The sequence below is a fragment of the Halomonas sp. TD01 genome (assembly GCF_923868895.1).
Taxonomy (GTDB): domain Bacteria; phylum Pseudomonadota; class Gammaproteobacteria; order Pseudomonadales; family Halomonadaceae; genus Vreelandella.
The window spans coordinates 595,288-614,885 of record NZ_OV350343.1; the positions used below are offsets into that span (position 1 = coordinate 595,288).

Genomic DNA, 19,598 nt, shown 5'->3' on the forward strand with positions numbered 1-19,598 from the left:
AAATCAAAATCAGGTTGAGCAAGTAACCCATATGGCCATCAAGAAATCCGAACTTTACTCCTCCCTCTGGGCCTCCTGCGATGAGCTGCGCGGGGGAATGGACGCGTCCCAGTACAAGGACTACGTCCTGTTTATGCTGTTTATCAAGTACATTTCGGATAAGTACGCCGATTCGGACGACTTTGCCCCGCCGGTAGTCATCCCCAAGGGCGCCAGCTTCAAGGATATGATTCAGCTCAAGGGCAAAAGCGACATTGGCGACAAGATCAACACCCAGATCATTCAGCCTTTGATCGATAACAACTCCCGGCTGGCGCGCAGCGACTTCCCGGATTTCAACGACCCCAACAAGCTGGGCGAAGGCAAGGCGATGGTTGATCGCCTGACCAACCTGATTGGCATTTTCCAGAAGCCGGAGCTGGACTTTGCCAAGAATCGCGCCGAACACGACGATATTCTCGGCGATGCCTACGAATACCTGATGCGCCACTTTGCCAGTGAAAGCGGCAAGAGCAAGGGCCAGTTCTACACCCCCTCGGAAGTGAGCCGAGTCATCTCCCAGGTCATTGGCATTTCCCCGAAGACCGCCGTGGCTGCCACCACCGCTTATGACCCAACATGCGGGTCGGGCTCCCTATTGCTCAAAGTCGCTGCTGAAGCGGGCAAATACATCACGTTGGAAGGCCAAGAAAAGGACGTGACCACTGCCGGTCTCGCCCGCATGAACATGATCCTGCATAATTTTCCCAGCGCCAACATTCTGCAGGGTGATACGTTAGCCAACCCGAAATTCAAGAGTGACAACGGACAAGACCTGCGCACCTACGATTATGTCGTGGCCAATCCGCCCTTTTCCGATAAGGCTTGGAGTACCGGCTTAACGCCGGAGGACGACGAGTTTCAGCGCTTCAACTGGGGCGTTCCGCCCGCCAAGCAGGGCGACTATGCTTACTTGCTGCACATCGTTCGTTCCATGAAGAGCACCGGCAAGGGCGCGGTCATTTTGCCCCATGGTGTACTCTTCCGAGGCAACGCCGAAGCAGTTATCCGCAAGCAACTGGTGCGCTCCGGCATGCTCAAAGGCATCATCGGCTTGCCTGCCAACCTCTTCTACGGCACCGGCATCCCCGCCTGTATCCTGGTGTTGGACAAGGAGAACGCCCAGGCTCGCAAAGGCATCTTTATGATCGATGCCTCAAAAGGCTTTATCAAAGACGGCAATAAAAACCGCCTGCGTGAGCAGGACATCCACCGCATGGTGGACTCCTTCAAAAAGCAAGTGTCCGTGCCGCGTTATGCCCGCATGGTGCCCTTTGATGAAATCGCCGACCCAAAAAACGATTTCAACCTCAACCTGCCGCGCTACATCGATACCAGCGAGCCGGAAGACCAGCACGACATCCACGCCCACCTCAACGGCGGCATTCCTTTACGGGATATCGACGGCGACGAGCATGCCATTCCACCGGTGCAAGGTTTGGCTGCCTACTGGCAGGTATTTCCGCAGTTGCGCCAAACCCTATTTCGGCCCAACCGCCGTCCAGGCTACGCCGACCCGGCAATAAAAGCAGCGGCCATCAAACCCGCCATCCTGGAGCACCAGGAGTTCGCCGCCTTTCGCCAAGAGGTAATCGGCCTATTCAACGACTGGCGCGAGCGTAACACGCCACGCCTGAGAGCCTTCGGTGAAGACAGCCAACCCAAGGCACTGATCACAGAAGTGGGCGAAGACCTGCTCGACAGTTTCCGTAACGCGCCATTGCTGGATCCTTACGATATTTACCAGCATCTGATGGACTATTGGTACGAGACACTGCAAGACGATGCCTACGAAATCGCCGCCGACGGCTGGGTGGCCAAGACCCGCCGAATCAAGGAAGAGATCACCAGCGGCAAGAAAAAAGGCCAGCTGAAAGACAAAGGCTGGACGTGCGACCTGCTGCCCAAGCCTTACATGGTTGCGCACTACTTTGCCGAGCAGCAGGCAGAGCTGGATGCCCTGCAAACCGAGCTGGACACCCTCGCCAGCCAGATCACCGAGCTGGAAGAAGAGCACGGCGGCGAAGACGGCGCTTTTGCCGAGCTGGATAAAATTAATAAGGGCGAAGTCACCAAGCGCTTGAAAGAGATCAAGAAAGACCCCGACTACGCTGATGAGGTCACTGTCCTCAAACAGTGGAGTGACCTGGAAAAGCGCCAAAGCGAACTGAAAAAACAAATCAAGGAACAAGACGCCGAACTAGACCAGCTCGCCCATGACAAATACCCAGAACTCACCGAAGTCGAAATCAAAACCCTAGTCGTCGACCACAAATGGCTCACCGCCCTGGAAGCCGCCGTGCAGGGTGAACTGGAGCGTGTTTCCCAAACCCTGACTTCTCGCGTGCGCCAACTAACTGAGCGCTACGCCACCCCCCTACCGCAACTCACCCAGCGGGTGGAAGTGTTGTCAGCCAAGGTGGATGAGCATCTGAAAAAGATGGGGGTCGAGTGGGCATGAGCAGCGAAGCAACGGACGTTCAAGAAGCATCGCCAAAGTATGGCTTCACAGCGGCTAAGCCTGCAGTACCTGCCGGGTATAAGCAGACCGAGGTTGGGATGATTCCTGAGGATTGGGAATTAAAACAGCTGTGTGAAATCACACAGATTCGTTCTGGTATCGCGAAGAACTCTTCAGCCCAAGTCCAAGATCCTATTCACGTTCACTATCTACGAGTTGCGAATGTTCAAGATGGATACCTTGATCTCTCAGATATGAGCCAGATCACCATTTCGCGGTCAGATTTGGCACGGTTCTCTGTGCAGTCCGGTGACGTCCTCATGAATGAGGGGGGTGATCGGGATAAACTGGGCCGAGGTGCAATCTGGCGTGGCCAATATCAGCCTTGCATACATCAAAATCACGTATTTGTGGTTAGGCCAAAGAAAGTAGTGGATCCAGAGTACCTTGCGTTCTGGTCTGCTGGTGATGAGGCTAGAAAGTATTTTCTGATTGCTGGAAGGCAAACAACCAACCTTGCATCAATTAACAAAACATCTCTCGGACAACTCCCAGTTGTGTTGCCTAGAGTATCTGAACAACGCGCCATCTCCACCGCTCTAAGCGACGTGGACGCCCTGCTGGAAGAACTGGATGGTCTGATCACCAAAAAACGTGACATTAAACAAGCCACCATGCAACAACTCCTCACCGGTCAAACCCGCCTGTCGGGCTTTAAGGAGGAGTGGCAGACGAAACCACTCGCACATTTGGCTGAAATACGCAGTGGAGGCACGCCAAGCACATCAACCCCCGGATTCTGGAATGGGGGGATACCTTGGTGCACACCGACCGATATTACGGCTCTACGCGGCCAAAAACACCTTACCAACACTGAGAGAACAATTTCGCCGTCGGGGCTTCAAGCCAGCTCGGCTGAAACAATTCCTCCGAACTCTGTCATCATGACAACTAGAGCGACCATTGGTGAGTGCGCAATCAATACCGTTCCAATGACCACCAACCAAGGGTTTAAAAATCTAGTTCCTATAGCAGCAGACTGTGAGTTTCTTTATTACTTGATGACAATTCAAAAAAGCCGACTGGTACAGCTTTGTGCTGGCAGTACGTTTCTTGAAATCGGCAAAAAACAGTTGGATAAGTTTGATTTATACCTACCGGAAAGCCTGGATGAGCAAAAAGCTATAGCTGCCATACTTTCCGATATGGATACCGAAATAGACGCTTTGAAACAGCGCCGAGCTAAAACTGCCGCTCTCAAACAAGCCATGATGCAGGAGCTTTTGACTGGTCGCACACGATTGGTAAAGCCCAATGGTTAAGTCACTTTACAGGGCGTGGGGAAAGGAATATCCCCCCAAGCTGGAAGTAAAATAATGGATCAAACCGAACTGCTGAGCACTCTCTCCCGCGGCGAAGACAGCCGCCACCAGTTCAAACGCGATGCCACCAACGCGGATGGCCTTGCTGCTGAACTGGCTGCCTTTGCCAACAGTGGCGGTGGCTGGCTGTTTCTGGGCGTTAATGATGACGGCTCGATTGCGGGGCTGGATAGTGCGGCGGTTCGGCGATTGAACCAGTTGCTGGGCAACGCCGCTTCCCAGCATGTGCGCCCACCCGTGCATCCACTTACCGAGAATGTGCAGACGGATCAGGGCATCGTGATAGCGATGGAGGTGCCTGATGGCTTAGCCAAACCGTATCTCGATAATCAAGGCCGCATCTGGGTGAAACAAGGCTCTGATAAGCGGCATGTGACCTCCCGAGAAGAGCTGCAACGCATGTTCCAGCGTTCCGGGCTGGTTTACGCTGATGTGGTGCCAGTGGCGGGCACTTCCACCGATGATATCGACGACAAAGCTTTTACCATCTACTTTAATCGTCGCTATGGCGAGAACAGCGAGTTTTCAGGCCTCACACGGGAGCAGTTGCTACAGAACCTGGGGCTGGGCGATGGACAGGAGCTGAATCTGGCGGGGCTGATGCTGTTTGGTCGAAATCCGCAGCGTTGGCGTCCCGCCTTTGAGGTAAAGGCGGTGGCCTTCCCCAGCACCGCGCTTCACGATACCCGCTACCTGGATAGTGAAGATATCAAGGGCACCCTACTGGAGCAGTTCCGAGGTGCTTTCGCCTTTATCAAACGCAACCTGCACCATGTACAGCACGGACGGAGCTTCAACACCCTAGGCGAGCTGGAAATTCCCGAAACGGCTCTGGAAGAGCTGCTGGTCAATGCCTTGATCCACCGGGACTACTTCACCAGTGCCTCCGTCCGCTTGATGGTCTTTACCGACCGCGTGGAGATCGTCAGCCCTGGCCACCTACCGGACAGCCTGAGCCCCGACGACATTAGCCGGGGAAAGACCATCCGCCGCAACCCCACGCTCACTGAACATGCTTCTCACATCCTGCCTTATCGCGGCATGGGCAGCGGTATCCCTCGCGCGCTGGAAGCCTGGCCACAAATTGACCTAGTGGACGACCCAGCGGGAAATCAGTTCAGAACGGTGATCTGGCGGCCAGAAGCAGAGTGGCCCGGGAAAGTGACCAACCAAGTCACTCCACCAGTCACTCCACCAGTCACTCCACCAGTCACTCCACCAGTGGAGAGGTTGCTGGGACTGTTGGCAGAAGAAGGTGAACTCTCGAATGCTAGCCTCAGGGAACACCTAAAACTCAAGGATCGTACTCATGTGCGCAAGCACTATATCGATCCGGCTCTGGAGCAGGGGTTAATTGAGTATACGATCCCAGACAAACCTAATAGCCGCCTACAAAAATACCGCCTAACGGCCGCTGGCAAAGCATGGCTTCAACAACAAAACAACAAGGGATAATTCATGGCTGTAAACCCTCGCCCAGAAAGTGAAACCCAGCACCGCGTAGTAACGCTGTTTACTCAGTCTGAGAAAGACGGTGGGCTAGGCTATCAATACCTGGGCGACTGGAACAAACGGGGGAATAACCGCGCTATAGAGCCCGCGCTGCTGCGCACCAGCCTGCAGGCGCGAGGTTACTCGGACGCCCATATCGCACAGGCCCTACAAAAGCTGGAAGCCGCCGCCGATGTTACTGGGGTGGGGCTCTACCAGGCCAATATGCGCACCTACAGCCTGCTGCGCTACCCGGTAAAAGTGCTACTTTCACCGGGTAAGCCCCATGAAGATGTGCACTTGATCGACTGGGAACACCCCGAAAATAACGATTTCGCGTTGGCCGAGGAAGTCACCCTCAAGGGCGGGCATGAGCGGCGGCCTGATATTGTGCTTTACCTTAACGGTTTGGCGGTGGCAGTCATTGAACTCAAGCGCAGCTCGGTAGAGGCCGCTGACGGCGTTCGTCAGTTGATAACTAACCAAGAGCCGCTGTTCAACGAGGCGTTTTTCAGCACCTCGCAGTTGCTGTTGGCGGGCAGCGATTCCCAGGGCCTGCGTTATGGCACTACCGGCACCCCGGAGCAGTTCTTTGTTCAATGGAAGGACGAAGACCACCCAGAGGAGATCAGCCCAGGCACACTGCTGGATCGGCCACTGGCGCAGCTCTGCTGCAAGGAGCGGTTGCTGGATGTAATGCGCAACTTCGTGATCTTCGATGCCGGGCAGAAAAAGGTACCGCGCCCGCACCAGTACTTCGGGATCAAGGCAGCGCAGGCCCGGGTAGCCAAGCGCGAAGGCGGCGTGATCTGGCACACCCAGGGCAGCGGTAAGAGCATACTAATGGTGCTGCTGGCCAAGTGGCTACTGGAGCATGATCCAGAGGGGCGCATTCTGGTGGTGACCGACCGGGACGAGTTGGATCAGCAGATTGTCGGCGTCATGCGCAACGCTGGCGTGGTGGGCGAAGACGCGCCCTCCCCACGCATTAACTCCCGCGCCCAGTTTGTAGAGAAATTGAGCGCCAGCACGCCCCGCCTACTGTGCGCCCTGGTGCATAAGTTTGACCCATCTGACTTTAAAGGCGAGCCACCGCAGGTTCAGGGGCGCTTTTATGTGTTCGTGGACGAGTGCCACCGCACCCAAGGTGGCCACCTGAACAAACAGATGAAGCGCTGGCTGGCGGATGCCATTTTTATCGGCTTTACCGGTACGCCCCTGCTGCGCAAAGACAAACAGACTACCCGCGAGGTGTTCGGCACTTACATTCACACCTATAAGTTTCCCGAGGCGGTAGCCGATAAAGTCGTTTTGGATTTGAAGTATGAAGCTCGGGATGTGCCCCAGCGACTAACTTCACAAGAAGCAGTGGATGCTTGGTTTGAGCACGCCACCAAGAACCTGAATAACTATCAAAAGGCGATCTTGCGCAACAAGTGGGCGACGTTGGAACATCTGATGAGTGCCAAGGAGCGTAAGGAACGCATCATTGCCAATATCATTGAGGATTTCAGCCGCAAGCCGCGCCTAAACAACCACCGAGGCACTGCCATGCTGGTGGCAGCCTCGATCTACGATGCCTGCCATTATTTTCGACTATTTCACAACACGTATTTTGGTAAATACTGCGGCATCATCACGTCCTTCGATCCCAACCACAACGCCATCTCTCGCGAATCGGAACACAGTGGTGAGCGCTATAAGTTTGATACCTACAAGCAGTATGTCTTGAAAGATGGCCAGTCCACCCAGCAATACGAAAATGAATTGAAACGCCGCTTCAAGGAAGAACCAGCCAATTGCAAACTGTTGATCGTGGTAAGCAAACTACTCACCGGCTTTGACGCACCCTCCTGCACCTATATTTACCTGGATAACGAACTGCGCGATCACAACCTGTTCCAAGCTATCTGCCGCACGAACCGCCTGGATGGCGACGACAAGGACTATGGCCATATTGTCGATTTCAAGCAGCTGTTCGGTGATGTGCAGAACGCCATCGCGGTCTATAGCTCGGACGAGCTGGACCTTGATGACGGCGGTGCGGCTGAGAACAATATCGAACTGAAAGATTGGCTGAAAGAAGGCCGTGAGACACTGGACACTGCCCGCGAGGCACTCCACTACCTCTGCGACCCGGTATCGCCCCCCAAGGATATCGAACAGCATATCCACTATTTCTGTGGAGAGGCCTACAACCCCGAGGCGCTAGACAACACGGAGACGCTGCGGATTTCATTTTACAAGTCAGTCACCAGCTTTGTGCGCGCTTTTGCCAACATCAGCCAGCACATGAACGAAGCGGGCTATTCCGAGAGCGACATACAGCGGCTGAACGACGAAGTGGCGTTCTACAGCGAAGTGCGCGACGCCATTAAACGCCATTCCGGTGAAGAGCTGGATATCAAGCCCTTTGAAGCTGACATGCGCCATCTCATCAACACCTATATTCAGGCTGATCCTGCAAGCAATATGGGCGCGGTGGATTCCTACTCGCTGGTGGAGCTGATTGTAAACACTGGTATTCATGATGCGATTGCCCAGAAGCTCAATGCCAAAGGTAAGCTTTCGAACAATGCGGTGGCAGAAGGCATCATCAACAATGTGCGCAAAACCATTATCCGCGAACAGTTGACCGACCCACGCTTCTACGAAGAAATGTCGACGCTGCTCAATGACTTGATTGAGGAGTGGCGCTCTGAAACGGCCTCCTACAAGGAGTTTCTGACGCGGGCCGAAGAGTTGGTCAAGAAAATGAGTGCAGGTCAGGCGTCAAACGAGTTACCCAGCGTATTGAAAGACAAGCCTGAAGCAGTGGTACTGTTCAGAAACTTGCCCCATCTGGCACCTGAATCGGTCGATGATAAGGAACTGGCCGAAAAGCCACCGCAGTATATGGATCCTTGGGCGCAGCTGGCACTTCGGCTTGATGCCGCCATGCGTGAGCAAGTGCTCGCACACTGGAAGGGCGATGAGGTTAAGGAGCGACAAGTGCTCAACGTGCTCTATCCGCTCCTTAACCGCAACAGTGACGCCACCGAAGCGGTGTTTGACCTGATCAAAAATATGCACGGCTACGCATGACCGAAACGATCGAACTGGGCGACATCCATATCGCCGTTACCCGCAAGGCGGTGCGCAATGTACACCTATCCGTTCATCCACCAGAAGGCCGGGTGACGTTAGTAGCGCCTGACAACACACGTCTTGAGGTGGCCCGTGCCTATGCGATTTCAAAACTAGGTTGGATTCGCAGTCAGCAGTCCAAGCTCCAGCAGCAGGATAGGGAAACGCCCCGAAAATTTATTAAGCGAGAGAGTCACTATCTCTGGGGCCGCCGTTATTTGTTGAACGTCGAAGAGAAAGAAGCCCGCCCCAACATCAAGCTCGACCACAAACGCATCACGCTAAGGGTTCGGCCCGATAGCAGCCCTGAAAAACGCGCTCAAGTCATGCATGAGTGGCACAAACGTCTGCTCCACGAGGCAGTACCGCCACTGATCCAGCGATGGGAATCGAAGTTGGGAGTCACCGTCAACCGCTACTATCTTCAGCGCATGAAAACCAAATGGGGTAGCTGTAACCACCGAGCGGGCAACATCCGAATAAATACCGAGCTGGTAAAAAAGCCCAGAGACCTACTGGAATATATCATCGTCCACGAAATGACCCACCTGATTGAGCCGACTCACAATGAGCGCTTTATCTCTCTACTGGATCAACATTACCCCGTTTGGCGCGAGGCTCGAGATGAACTGAATGCCCTACCTTTGGCAGCAGAGGTCTGGTGAGATGCGCCAAATGAAGCCAGACACCGCATTGTTGCTAGCGATACTCGGCACCGCCGCCCTGCTGACATTGTTTACCCTGAATAAAGAAGATCCTCAGGGGGTTAACGAACTAAGCAAGCAGGATCAGTATGCGCTGGAAATCGGGCGTAAGGTGATCAGCATTCAAGCAGCACTGGAACAGCCGGAGCAGCCAGCCTCGGTCGAGGCAGTCAAAGCGCTGGCGCTGGATTCAAGACACTATGTCATGGTCAGGGGCTGGCTTTTACAGGAGTTGCTGTCCGCTGAAAGTTGGAAAGACACCTCCACTTACCACACATCAGAAGACTACAAGAACAAGGTAGACAGCCGCATCCGCGCGCTACAAAAAATGGTGGCCGCCATTGATTTGGAATAATGGTACTCATCGAAAACCATGTGCCCAGCTCACTTTGATCAGCAACACTATACCGCGCTACCCACTCCCATGGAGACGTGAACGTGCTTAGCCGTCACCCGCTCGCCACGATTGTCATCGCCCAGCTGTTTGGCACTTCACTGTGGTTCAGCGTTAACGGCGTTGGGCTTGCGCTTCAACAGGCCGTTGGCTTGAGTGAAAGCGACCTGGGGCTGCTCACCATTGCAGTGCAAGCAGGTTTTATTACCGGCACGCTGTTAATTGCCACCACCGGCCTTGCCGACCGCGTACGTGCCAGCCACTTGTTCGCTATCTCTGCGGTAGCAGGCGCGCTGATTAATGCCGCGTTTATTAGTGTGGCCGAGAGCGTCAGCTTAGCGGTAGCAGCACGCTTTTTGGTCGGACTGTGTCTTGCCGGTATTTATCCGCTCGGTATGAAATTGGTGGTGAGCTGGACACCCAACAACGCAGGCGCGGCGCTGGGCTGGTTGGTCGGCATGCTGACACTGGGCATTGCCTCGCCCCACTTACTACGCGGGCTAACGCTGCACTTGCCATGGCAGTGGCCGCTGTTGCTGGCCTCTGGCCTGGCACTGCTCGCCGCACTGATGATTTTTAAACTAGGCGTGGGGCCACACCTGCCCGCCAAAGCTAGCGGCGGACGCCCATGGGCAGGACTGGCTGCCTTCAGGCAAAAGAACTTTCGCGCCGCGGCGCTGGGCTACTTTGGTCACTGCTGGGAGCTATACGCCCTGTGGGCGCTGGTGCCTTTTTTAGTTGCTAGAGAGCTGGAACGCCTAAGCGCAGCGCCGGGCCTTCAGCCATGGCTCAGCTTTGCGGTGATTGCGTTGGGCTTACCTGGCTGCGTTTGGGCTGGCCGCTGGAGCCGCCGAGTGGGCAGCGCGCGAGTGGCCTTTGTGGCGCTAGCGACCTCCGGCACGCTTTGTTTGCTCTATCCACTGCTAGGCGGCACATCACCCTGGCTACTGCTAACCCTACTAGGGATTTGGGGGATTAGCGTGATTGCCGACTCGGCGCAGTTTTCCGCGCTGGCGTCAGCCGCCGCCCCACCTGAGCGTCTCGGCGCGGCGCTAGCCATGATGAATGCCATTGGCTTTGGCCTAACGATTCCGTCTATTGCCCTAGTCACTGCCCTATGGGTAAGCCAAGGCCCCTGGGTGATATGGTGGCTACTACCTGGCCCAGTGCTTGGATTAATCGCCATGCGTGGGCTCTCTTCAAGTAAATGATTAGCGCGTGTTCTTGGTATGGTGGCCGCCTTGTTATCACCACCACAAAGGTTTTCCTATGGCCCACGCTGCCTACTGGGTGCCGCTTGACGTTAAGCGCCACGGCGGTTTGATGTGGCAACGTTTTACTGCCTACCATTTTGCTCAGCACATTACCCAGGCAAGCCTAGCAGAAGCCGAATTACGCCATGCGGCCGCTAGTTTTCCAATTGGGTTCACCCAAACAGCATCAGGCTGGCAGGCCGTCGCACTACTGGGGCTGCGCGATGAACAAAATCTCATCGTCGATAGCCAAGGGGGCTGGCGCGCGGCGTATGTGCCCGCCGCCCTGCGAAGCCACCCCTTCGGGCTGCATGCTGAATATCCTGAAAAGCTATGCATCGACCAACATTCACCTTTTGTGGTGGCGCGCCTGGATGCCGAGCCTTTCTTTAACCAACACGGCGAGCTAGCCAGCTTCCCCCAACAAGTACTGGCTTTTCTCCAGCAGCGGGAAGCAGGTTGCCAGCGAGTTGCACAGCAGCTTGATGCATTGGCCAATGCCAAGCTGCTCGCGCTTTGGCAGCCAGAAGGCTATCAAGGCAGCGCGCCGCTATATCAAATTGATGAGCCCGCTTGGAAGGCGCTATCCGCTGAACAAATGGGGCTTTTCTGGCAATTGGGTGCCGTTCCTTTAGTGTACGCTCAGCTCATATCCCAACGGCAGCTTGGCGTACTTCGCAGCCTCCTTCAGCGGCCGACAACATCGCCGCCAGAAGCAAACGCTTCCCGCCCCCTTTCCGAGTGGCAAGAAGCGTTTAGCAGCGAAGAACGCTATCAATGGCCGGATCCCTCTTAATTGGGTGCCAAGCACCGACGTTATTCAGGAACGTGAATGTCTTTTAATGTTGATACGCGGCCACGCAAACGGCTATTACTAAGCAGCGTGGCCGCTGCGTTTTTGCTGGCAAGTCCATTACTGGCCGCTCAAACGGCGCTTGATGAACCGCTTCCCGAGGCTGCGCCACTGCCCGCCTCATCGCTGGAAGGGCCGGCATTTTCGCCGGAACTAACGCAACTATTAACGCGCTTTCGCTGGCAAACGGGTCAGCCAATGGAAGCCACCCCTGCGCTAGGTGCGCTACGCCAAAAAATCCAACAGGCGCTAGAGCAACAGCCTCGCATTCTGGCCCAGCGCTCTCGTGAGCGTGAGTCGGTGCTGCAAATTGACGAAGTGCGCGCCGTGCGTCTCCCTCAGGTGAACGCTGGGCTTGAGTACCGTAACGACTTGCAGCGCACTGAATCACTACCCGACCGCGGCTCACGCGTCGACGCGGTCGTTACGCTCAGCCAGCTGTTGGTGGATTTTGGCGCCAGCGGTGAGCGCATACGCGCGGCCGATCTTAGCGCTGAAGCAGCTTATTGGCAGTCCCACGCCAGTGTCGAAGAAGAAGTCCTCTACGCCTTGAATGCCTACTTGGATGTTGCCCGTGTTACCGCTCAGCGCCAGCTAGCTGAGCACAATCTGCAGCAGCATCAGCGCATTTTTGAAGACGTTCAACTTCGCCGCGAGGCAGGCGCCGGTTCGCGAGCCGATGTACTGCGTGCCCAGAGCCGCTTAAGCGACGCCAACTCGCGGCTAATCTCCTTAGAAGGTGAGTTAGCCAGGGCGATTAACGTCTACCAAGAAGCGTTCTTTACCCAGCCCGACGAGCTGGCCTTGCCCCAAGGCGGGGCGCTACTAAGCGAGACCAGCGCCGACCAACTGCTGGATAACGCCCTTGCCCGTAACGCCTCGCTGCGTAGCCAAACCCTGGCCAGCGAGGCCAGCGAAGCCGACGCTCAAGCTACCCGTAACGCCCGCTTGCCTAGCCTGAGCGTAGCCGTGGAAGGTCGTCAATTCGATGTGAATGAGTTCAACGAATCGGATAATGACGTGGCGCTGTTATTTAATCTTGATTACACGCCCTATAGCGGCGGCGCGACCTCATCGCGCATTGCCCAAGCGGTTGAACGTCAGCAGCAGAGCCAATTTGAACGCCAAGCCTTGCATCGCGAGCTGGAGCGGGAAGTGCGCTCTGCCTATACCGACACGCGCACCCGCCTAGCGGAGCTTGAAGCGCAAACCGCCACGCTTGCTGCTGAAGAAGAAGCGTTACTGGCCTATCGCGATCAGTTCGCCGTAGGAAGAAGCAGCATTAACGATTTGTTGGACGCCCAGCGGGACCTGTTCCAAACCGCGCTAGAGCTGATTAATCGCCGTGTGCGCTGGGAGCAAGCTAGCTTTCAACAGCTCGCGGTAACCGGGCAGCTACTCGATGTGATGGAGATTTACCTTGAGCGCCGCTAATCCCCACACGGATGCCCTTGAGCAATGCCTGACCTTTGTGGCGGCTCGGCTTGAGCTGCCGGTCTCAGAAGCGGCTGTACGCGCCCAACGGGTAGGCGCAAACACCCCGCTCACCCCCGACGGCTTTATTGATGCTGCCGAGCGTCACGGCATGGTCGCGGCGCTGGGTGAACACGCGTTGACAACGCTGGGTAACTCGCTGCTGCCAGCGGTCGCGCTGCTAAAAAACGGGCGCGCCGTGGTCATCATTGAGCGCATTGATGATGAGCGTTTTGCGCTGTTCGATCCGGCATTAGGCAAACAGCCGGTCGACACCGCGTTAAGTGCCCTTCAAGCAGAGTACATCGGCCACCTGATTGCGGTGCGCGCCCGCTACCGGCCGGTAACACTGAATAGCGAGCCAGCCATACAAGGCGGCCACTGGTTTTGGAGCGCACTCTCGTCTAATCGTTGGGTGTACACCCAAGTGGTGATTGCCGCTGCGCTAACCAACTTCCTTGGGCTAGCCACCTCACTGTTTATTATGGTGGTTTACGACCGCGTATTGCCCAACGAGGCCATTGAATCGCTCGTCGCGCTAACCGTGGGTGTGAGCATCGCATTGCTGTTTGATTTTGCGGTAAAAACGTTGCGCCAACTGTTTATTGAACGGGCGGGACAAGAAGCTGACCTGCGCATGGGCAGGCGCATTTTTGACCATGTACTCAATCTACAAATGAGTGCCAAGCGAGGTTCTACTGGCGGGTTTGCCAACACCCTTCGGGAATTTGAGTCGCTGCGCGATTTCTTCGCCTCAGCATCGCTGGTAGCCCTCGTCGATTTGCCGTTTATTTTCCTGTTTATCGGCGTGATTTATCTGATTGGGGGCCCGCTCTTTATGGTGCCGCTGATTGCCGTGCCGTTGGTACTGCTGATTGGCCTGGCGGTGCAGCCCTTTCTTAAACGCCTTTCCGGCCAAGCCTTCGAAGAGAGCCGTTCCAAGCAGGGCGTGCTGATTGAAGCGGTAGCAGGGCTGGAAACCATTAAAGCCAGTGGCGCTGCGCCAATGATTCGTCAGCGCTGGGAAGAGAGCGTTCAGCAGCAATCTAACGTGGGCCGTAAAGGCCGCGCAATTCAACAGTTTGCTCTTAATGCCACCGCGTTCGCCCAGCAAGCCGCTCAGGTGAGCATTGTGGTGTATGGGGTGTTTTTAGTCGGTGACGGGGTGATTTCCATGGGTGCAATGATTGCCTGTGTGATTCTCACCGGCCGTGCACTCGCGCCGCTGGCGCAGCTGGCTCAAACCATGACCCGCATTAACCAAGCCCGCACCTCTTACCGTGCGCTCGACCAACTAATGAATATGCCTTCCGAACGCCCCGCTGGCCGTCACTACTTAAGCCGCTCTTCTCTGGAAGGCAAAATCAGCTTGCAAGATGTGAGCTTCCGCTACCCAGAGCAAACCACTGAGGCACTGGCCAATATCAACCTGACAATCGAGCCTGGAGAAAAAGTTGCGCTACTGGGCCGTGTGGGCTCTGGGAAAAGCACCCTAGCGCGGCTACTGCTTGGCATTTACCCGCCCGAAAAGGGCGCGGTACTAGTAGACGACACCGATATTCGCCAAATTGACCCTGCGGATTTACGTCACAACATTGGTAGCGTGTTGCAGGAAGCGTGGCTGTTTTCTGGCACCGTTCGCCAGAATATTGCGATTGGTGCCCACCACCCTACCGATGAACAAATTCTCCAGGCCGCCAAACTGGCCGGTGCCCACGACTTTATCGCCCGCCACCCCCAGGGCTACGACATGCCCATTGGTGAGCGCGGCGAAGGGCTTTCCGGTGGCCAGCGGCAGCTCATCTGCCTTGCCCGCGCGCTGCTGGGTGCCCCGCCGATGTTGCTGATGGATGAGCCAACCAGTGCGATGGATATTCAAACCGAAAAAGAAGTGATCTCACGGCTAAAAGCCGCTAGCCAATCGCAAACCCTGGTCGTCGTGACGCACCGTACCAGCCTGCTAGCACTGGTGGATCGGGTAATTATTGTTGATCAAGGCCAGATTATTGCCGATGGCCCTAAGGCCCAGGTGATGCGCCCCGTTGAAGCAGCGCCCCACCGCACGCGTGAAGGAACAGCATTGTGAGCCGCCCGACGTCCCAGCTTGATTTTGAACACTTTGTACGCCATGGCCGCGCCAAACGCCCAATTGCCAGCAGCCTGCTGCTACTCACCATTATTGGCTTTTTACTGATTGGCTTCTTATGGGCTTATCTCACGGAGGTGGACGAAGTGACTCGGGGGCAAGGCAAAGTCGTGCCCTCGCGCAGCCTGCAAGTAGTAGAAAGCCTGGAAGGCGGCGTGGTGACCGAGATTAACGTACGCCGTGGGGATACGGTCGAACAAGGCGACACGCTGATGGTGCTTAGTGGCGGCACGCTGGAAGGCGACTACGAAGAGAGCTTACAGCGCCTGCGTTCGTTACAACTGCGCTTGCAACGCCTGGAAGCCGAAATCAACCAAACGCCGCTGGCACTCGATGATGCACTCAGCCAAGGCGCACCTAGTGTGGCTGCGAGCGAAACCCGTCTGTTTCATGGGCGGCAATTGGAGCTAAGCGCCGAACTTCAAGTATTAGAACAGCAGGGCTATCAGCGCAGTCAGGAGAAAGCTGAGCTCGAAGCCGCGTTAAGCACCGCCCGTTCCGGCGTGCAGCTGGCCGAACGAGAGCTGGCCATCATTCAGCCACTGGCTCAACGCGGTATTGAACCAGAAACCTCGCTGCTGCGAGTGCGTCAATCACTCAACGAGCTGCGCGGCGAGGTAGCCCGCCAACAAAGTGCCGTTGCCCGGGCTGAATCTTCCATCGCTGAAATTGAAGACCGCAAAGCAGCCGCTCGCAATGCCTTTGAAGCCGATGCGCTCGCTCAACTGGCCGAAGCGACCTCACAGGTCGCAGAGCTACAAAAGACGCTTCCCGGCCGAGCAGACCAGGTGGCACGCACCACCATCCGCTCGCCAGTCGCAGGGGTTGTTAATCAAGTGCATATTAGCACCGTAGGTGGCGTAGCAGGCTCCGGTGAGCCGCTCGTAGAAGTCGTTCCTGCCGACGACGCCTTGGTCGTAGAAGCGCATATTCGCCCCTCGGATATCGCCTTCCTCTACCCCGGCCAGCCGGTGAAGGTAAAACTAACGGCCTACGACTTTGCCCGTTACGGCGGACTGGATGGCGAGCTGGTCACTATTGCCGCCGACGCTGTCCAAATGCCCGAAAGCGGTGAGCTGATGTACCCCGTTGAGGTGCGCACCGACGGCTATCTCTTCGACGCTGACAATGAACCGCTGACCATAATTCCCGGTATGGTGGCGGAAATCGATATTCTCAGCGGTAAGCGCAGCGTATTGGACTACCTCATGGAGCCCGTGGTGAAAGTACGCGACCGCGCCCTACGCGATTAACCGCTGTGCGGTTTCATCAACGCCCCTGACGCCAGGGGGTCGTTCGCGGTATACTTGGCACCATTTTTTTGCAAGCCGTGAGCCGACTCCCCATGGAAAAGACCTACCAACCCGAACAGATCGAAACCCGCTGGTACGAACGCTGGGAAGCCGACAACCGCTTCGCCCCAACAGGCCGCGGTAAGCCGTTTTCGATCATGATTCCACCGCCTAACGTGACCGGCAGCCTGCACATGGGCCACGCGTTCCAGGACACCATTATGGATACCCTGACGCGCTGGAAACGGATGCAGGGCAACAACACCCTGTGGCAGGTAGGCACCGACCACGCCGGTATCGCCACGCAAATGCTGGTTGAGCGTAAAATTGCCGCGGAAGAAGGCAAAACCCGCCACGACCTGGGACGCGATGCGTTTATCGACAAGGTGTGGGAGTGGAAAGAGGAGTCCGGCGGCCACATCACCCGCCAGTTGCGCCGCATGGGCGCCAGCGTTGATTGGTCCCGCGAGCGCTTCACCATGGATGACGGCTTCTATAAAGCCGTGCAAGAAGTGTTCGTGCGCTTGCACGAAGAAAAGTTGATCTACCGTGGCAAACGCCTAGTGAACTGGGACCCGACCCTGCACACCGCGATTTCCGACCTGGAAGTGGAAAACAAAGATCAGCAGGGCAGCTTCTGGCACTTCCGCTACCCACTGGCCGATGGCGTCAAAACCACCGATGGTAAAGATTATCTGGTCGTGGCAACCACTCGCCCCGAAACTTTACTAGGCGATACAGGTGTCGCGGTTAACCCCGACGACGCCCGCTATGCCTCGCTGGTCGGCAAATTTATCGAATTGCCGCTGGTCGGCCGCCGCATTCCTATCGTTGCCGACGAGCACGCCGATATGGAAAAAGGCTCCGGCTGCGTGAAGATCACCCCGGCCCACGACTTCAATGACTACGAAGTCGGCAAGCGCCAGAACCACCTGCTGATCAATGTATTCACCAAGGATGCCACCATCCTTGAGCGCGCTGAAATCTTTGACCTGAAAGGCACTCCCCAGCCCGACGAAGACGCCAGCCTGCCCGCCAAGTACGCAGGGCTGGACCGTTTTGAAGCGCGCAAGCAGATTGTGGCCGATATGGACGCCCTGGGCCTACTGGAACAGGTGGAAGCAGTTAACAACACCCTGCCCTATGGCGACCGCTCTGGCGATGTGATTGAGCCGCTGCTCACTGATCAATGGTTTGTTGCGGTAGAAACCCTGGCCAAGCCCGCCATTGAAGCGGTGGAAAACGGCGATATCCAGTTCGTACCGAAGAACTACGAAAATATGTACTTCGCTTGGATGCGCGACCTACAAGACTGGTGTATCTCCCGCCAGCTGTGGTGGGGCCACCGCATTCCCGCCTGGTACGACGCCGAAGGCAATGTGTACGTTGCCCGTAGCGAAGAGGAAGCCCGCGAGAAGCACGGCTTAGGTGCAGAGGTGACACTGACCCAAGACGAAGACGTCCTCGACACGTGGTTCAGCTCGGGCCTATGGACGTTTGGCACGCTAGGTTGGCCGGAAAAAACCCCAGAACTGGAAACCTTCCACCCCTCCAGCGTGTTGGTGACCGGTTTTGACATCATCTTCTTCTGGGTCGCTCGGATGATCATGATGACCCTCAAGTTCACTGGCGAAGTACCGTTCAAAACCGTCTATGTGCACGGCTTGGTACGCGATGGTCAGGGTCAGAAAATGTCCAAATCCAAGGGCAATGTGCTGGACCCCATCGACCTGATTGACGGCATCAGCCTGGATGCGCTGCTTGAAAAGCGCACCGGTAATATGATGCAGCCGAAACAGGCCAAAGCCATTGCCAAAGCGACCAAGGACGAATTTAAAGACGGCATTGAAGCCCACGGCACCGATGCCCTGCGCTTTACGTTCCTTTCCCAGGCAACCACCGGGCGCGATATCAAGTTTGATATGAACCGCCTGGATGGCTACCGCAACTTCTGCAACAAGCTGTGGAACGCTTCACGCTACGTGCTTATGAATGCCGAAGGTGAAGATTGCGGCGTTTCTATTGAAGGACAAGGCGTTGGTGAGGTTGAGCTTTCGCTGGCCGACCGCTGGATTATTTCCCAACTACAGAAAACCGAAGCCCAGGTCACCAAAGCGATGGACGAGTACCGCTTCGACCACGCCTCCCAAGCGCTGTATGAGTTTGTCTGGAACGAGTACTGCGACTGGTACCTGGAGCTTTCCAAGCCGGTATTGTGGGACGAAAACGCCAGTGCAGAAGCCAAACGTGGCACCCGCCGTACGCTAGTGCGCGTACTGGAAACCATTCTGCGCCTCGCTCATCCGATGATGCCCTATATCTCAGAAGAGATCTGGCAGCGCGTTGCCCCGCTGGCAGGCACCTTCGTCGGTGATGGCGCGTCGATCATGCTCCAAGCCTGGCCGGAAGCCGACGAAAGCAAAATCGACGAACAGGCCACTCGGGATATCGAATGGCTGAAAGGCGTGATTATCGCAGTGCGTAACATCCGCGCTGAGATGAATATTGCCCCCGGTAAGCCGCTGGACGTACTGCTCACCAAAGGTAAACCGGAAGACGCCGAACGCCTGGAAAGCAACCGCCACTTCCTAGCCAAGCTGGCTAAGTTGGAAAGCGCCACCTGGCTATCCAACCCAGACGACGCACCGCTTTCAGCCACCCAGTTAGTGGGTGACATGGAAGTGCTGGTGCCCATGGCGGATCTGATCGACAAAGACGCCGAACTAAAACGCCTAGCTAAAGAAATTGAAAAGCAGGACAAGTTGATCGGCGGTATCGAGAAGAAGCTCGGCAACGAAGGCTTTATCGCCAAAGCCCCGGAAGCCGTGGTGGAAAAAGAGCGTGGCAAACTCGCTGAATTCCAAGCTGCCAAAAAGCTTCTGGAAGAGCAACAAGCGAAGATCGCGGCGCTGTAAAACGGGTTAGCTAACACAGCCGAAACCAAAACGGCACCGCGAGGTGCCGTTCTGGATGTTAACTCACTT

Annotated in this window: 12 protein-coding genes; all 12 read left to right on the plus strand. The window is 56.0% G+C overall.

Annotation, left to right across the window (positions count from 1 at the left end):
• Nucleotides 1-31: 31 nt before the first annotated feature.
• Complete coding sequence (locus L1X57_RS02780) at nt 32-2,500, plus strand: HsdM family class I SAM-dependent methyltransferase (protein ID WP_039869538.1); 2,469 nt, start codon at nt 32-34, stop codon at nt 2,498-2,500.
• The gene (locus L1X57_RS02785; protein ID WP_234667911.1) at nt 2,497-3,822 is read left to right on the plus strand and encodes a restriction endonuclease subunit S; all 1,326 of its coding nucleotides are present in this window, start codon (nt 2,497-2,499) and stop codon (nt 3,820-3,822) included. The genes L1X57_RS02780 and L1X57_RS02785 overlap by 4 nt, the downstream gene beginning before the upstream one ends.
• A gap of 54 nt (nt 3,823-3,876) precedes the next feature.
• A complete protein-coding gene (locus L1X57_RS02790) occupies nt 3,877-5,337 on the plus strand; it encodes a Fic family protein (protein WP_009724203.1) in 1,461 nt (486 codons plus the stop codon).
• A gap of 3 nt (nt 5,338-5,340) precedes the next feature.
• Nucleotides 5,341-8,457 (plus strand): type I restriction endonuclease subunit R, encoded by a 3,117-nt coding sequence (locus L1X57_RS02795; RefSeq protein WP_009724202.1) that lies wholly within the window; start codon nt 5,341-5,343, stop codon nt 8,455-8,457.
• Nucleotides 8,454-9,164, plus strand: a complete 711-nt coding sequence (locus L1X57_RS02800; RefSeq protein WP_009724201.1) for a M48 family metallopeptidase — start codon at nt 8,454-8,456, stop codon at nt 9,162-9,164. Before L1X57_RS02795 ends, L1X57_RS02800 begins: the two co-directional genes overlap by 4 nt.
• 1 nt (nt 9,165) lies before the next feature.
• A complete protein-coding gene (locus L1X57_RS02805; protein ID WP_009724200.1) occupies nt 9,166-9,558 on the plus strand; it encodes a hypothetical protein in 393 nt (130 codons plus the stop codon).
• 83 nt (nt 9,559-9,641) lie between these two features.
• Complete coding sequence (locus L1X57_RS02810; protein WP_009724199.1) at nt 9,642-10,808, plus strand: MFS transporter; 1,167 nt, start codon at nt 9,642-9,644, stop codon at nt 10,806-10,808.
• Between the two features lie 58 nt (nt 10,809-10,866).
• Entirely contained in the window at nt 10,867-11,646 is a 780-nt protein-coding gene (locus tag L1X57_RS02815; RefSeq protein WP_009724198.1) for a SapC family protein, read from the plus strand.
• 36 nt (nt 11,647-11,682) lie between these two features.
• Entirely contained in the window at nt 11,683-13,137 is a 1,455-nt protein-coding gene (locus L1X57_RS02820) for a TolC family protein (protein WP_009724197.1), read from the plus strand.
• On the plus strand, nt 13,124-15,262 hold the full coding sequence (locus L1X57_RS02825; RefSeq protein WP_009724196.1) for a type I secretion system permease/ATPase: 2,139 nt from the start codon (nt 13,124-13,126) through the stop codon (nt 15,260-15,262). Before L1X57_RS02820 ends, L1X57_RS02825 begins: the two co-directional genes overlap by 14 nt.
• Entirely contained in the window at nt 15,259-16,575 is a 1,317-nt protein-coding gene (locus tag L1X57_RS02830) for an HlyD family type I secretion periplasmic adaptor subunit (protein ID WP_009724195.1), read from the plus strand. The genes L1X57_RS02825 and L1X57_RS02830 overlap by 4 nt, the downstream gene beginning before the upstream one ends.
• A gap of 92 nt (nt 16,576-16,667) precedes the next feature.
• On the plus strand, nt 16,668-19,529 hold the full coding sequence (locus tag L1X57_RS02835) for a valine--tRNA ligase (protein WP_009724194.1): 2,862 nt from the start codon (nt 16,668-16,670) through the stop codon (nt 19,527-19,529).
• Nucleotides 19,530-19,598 lie beyond the last annotated feature (69 nt).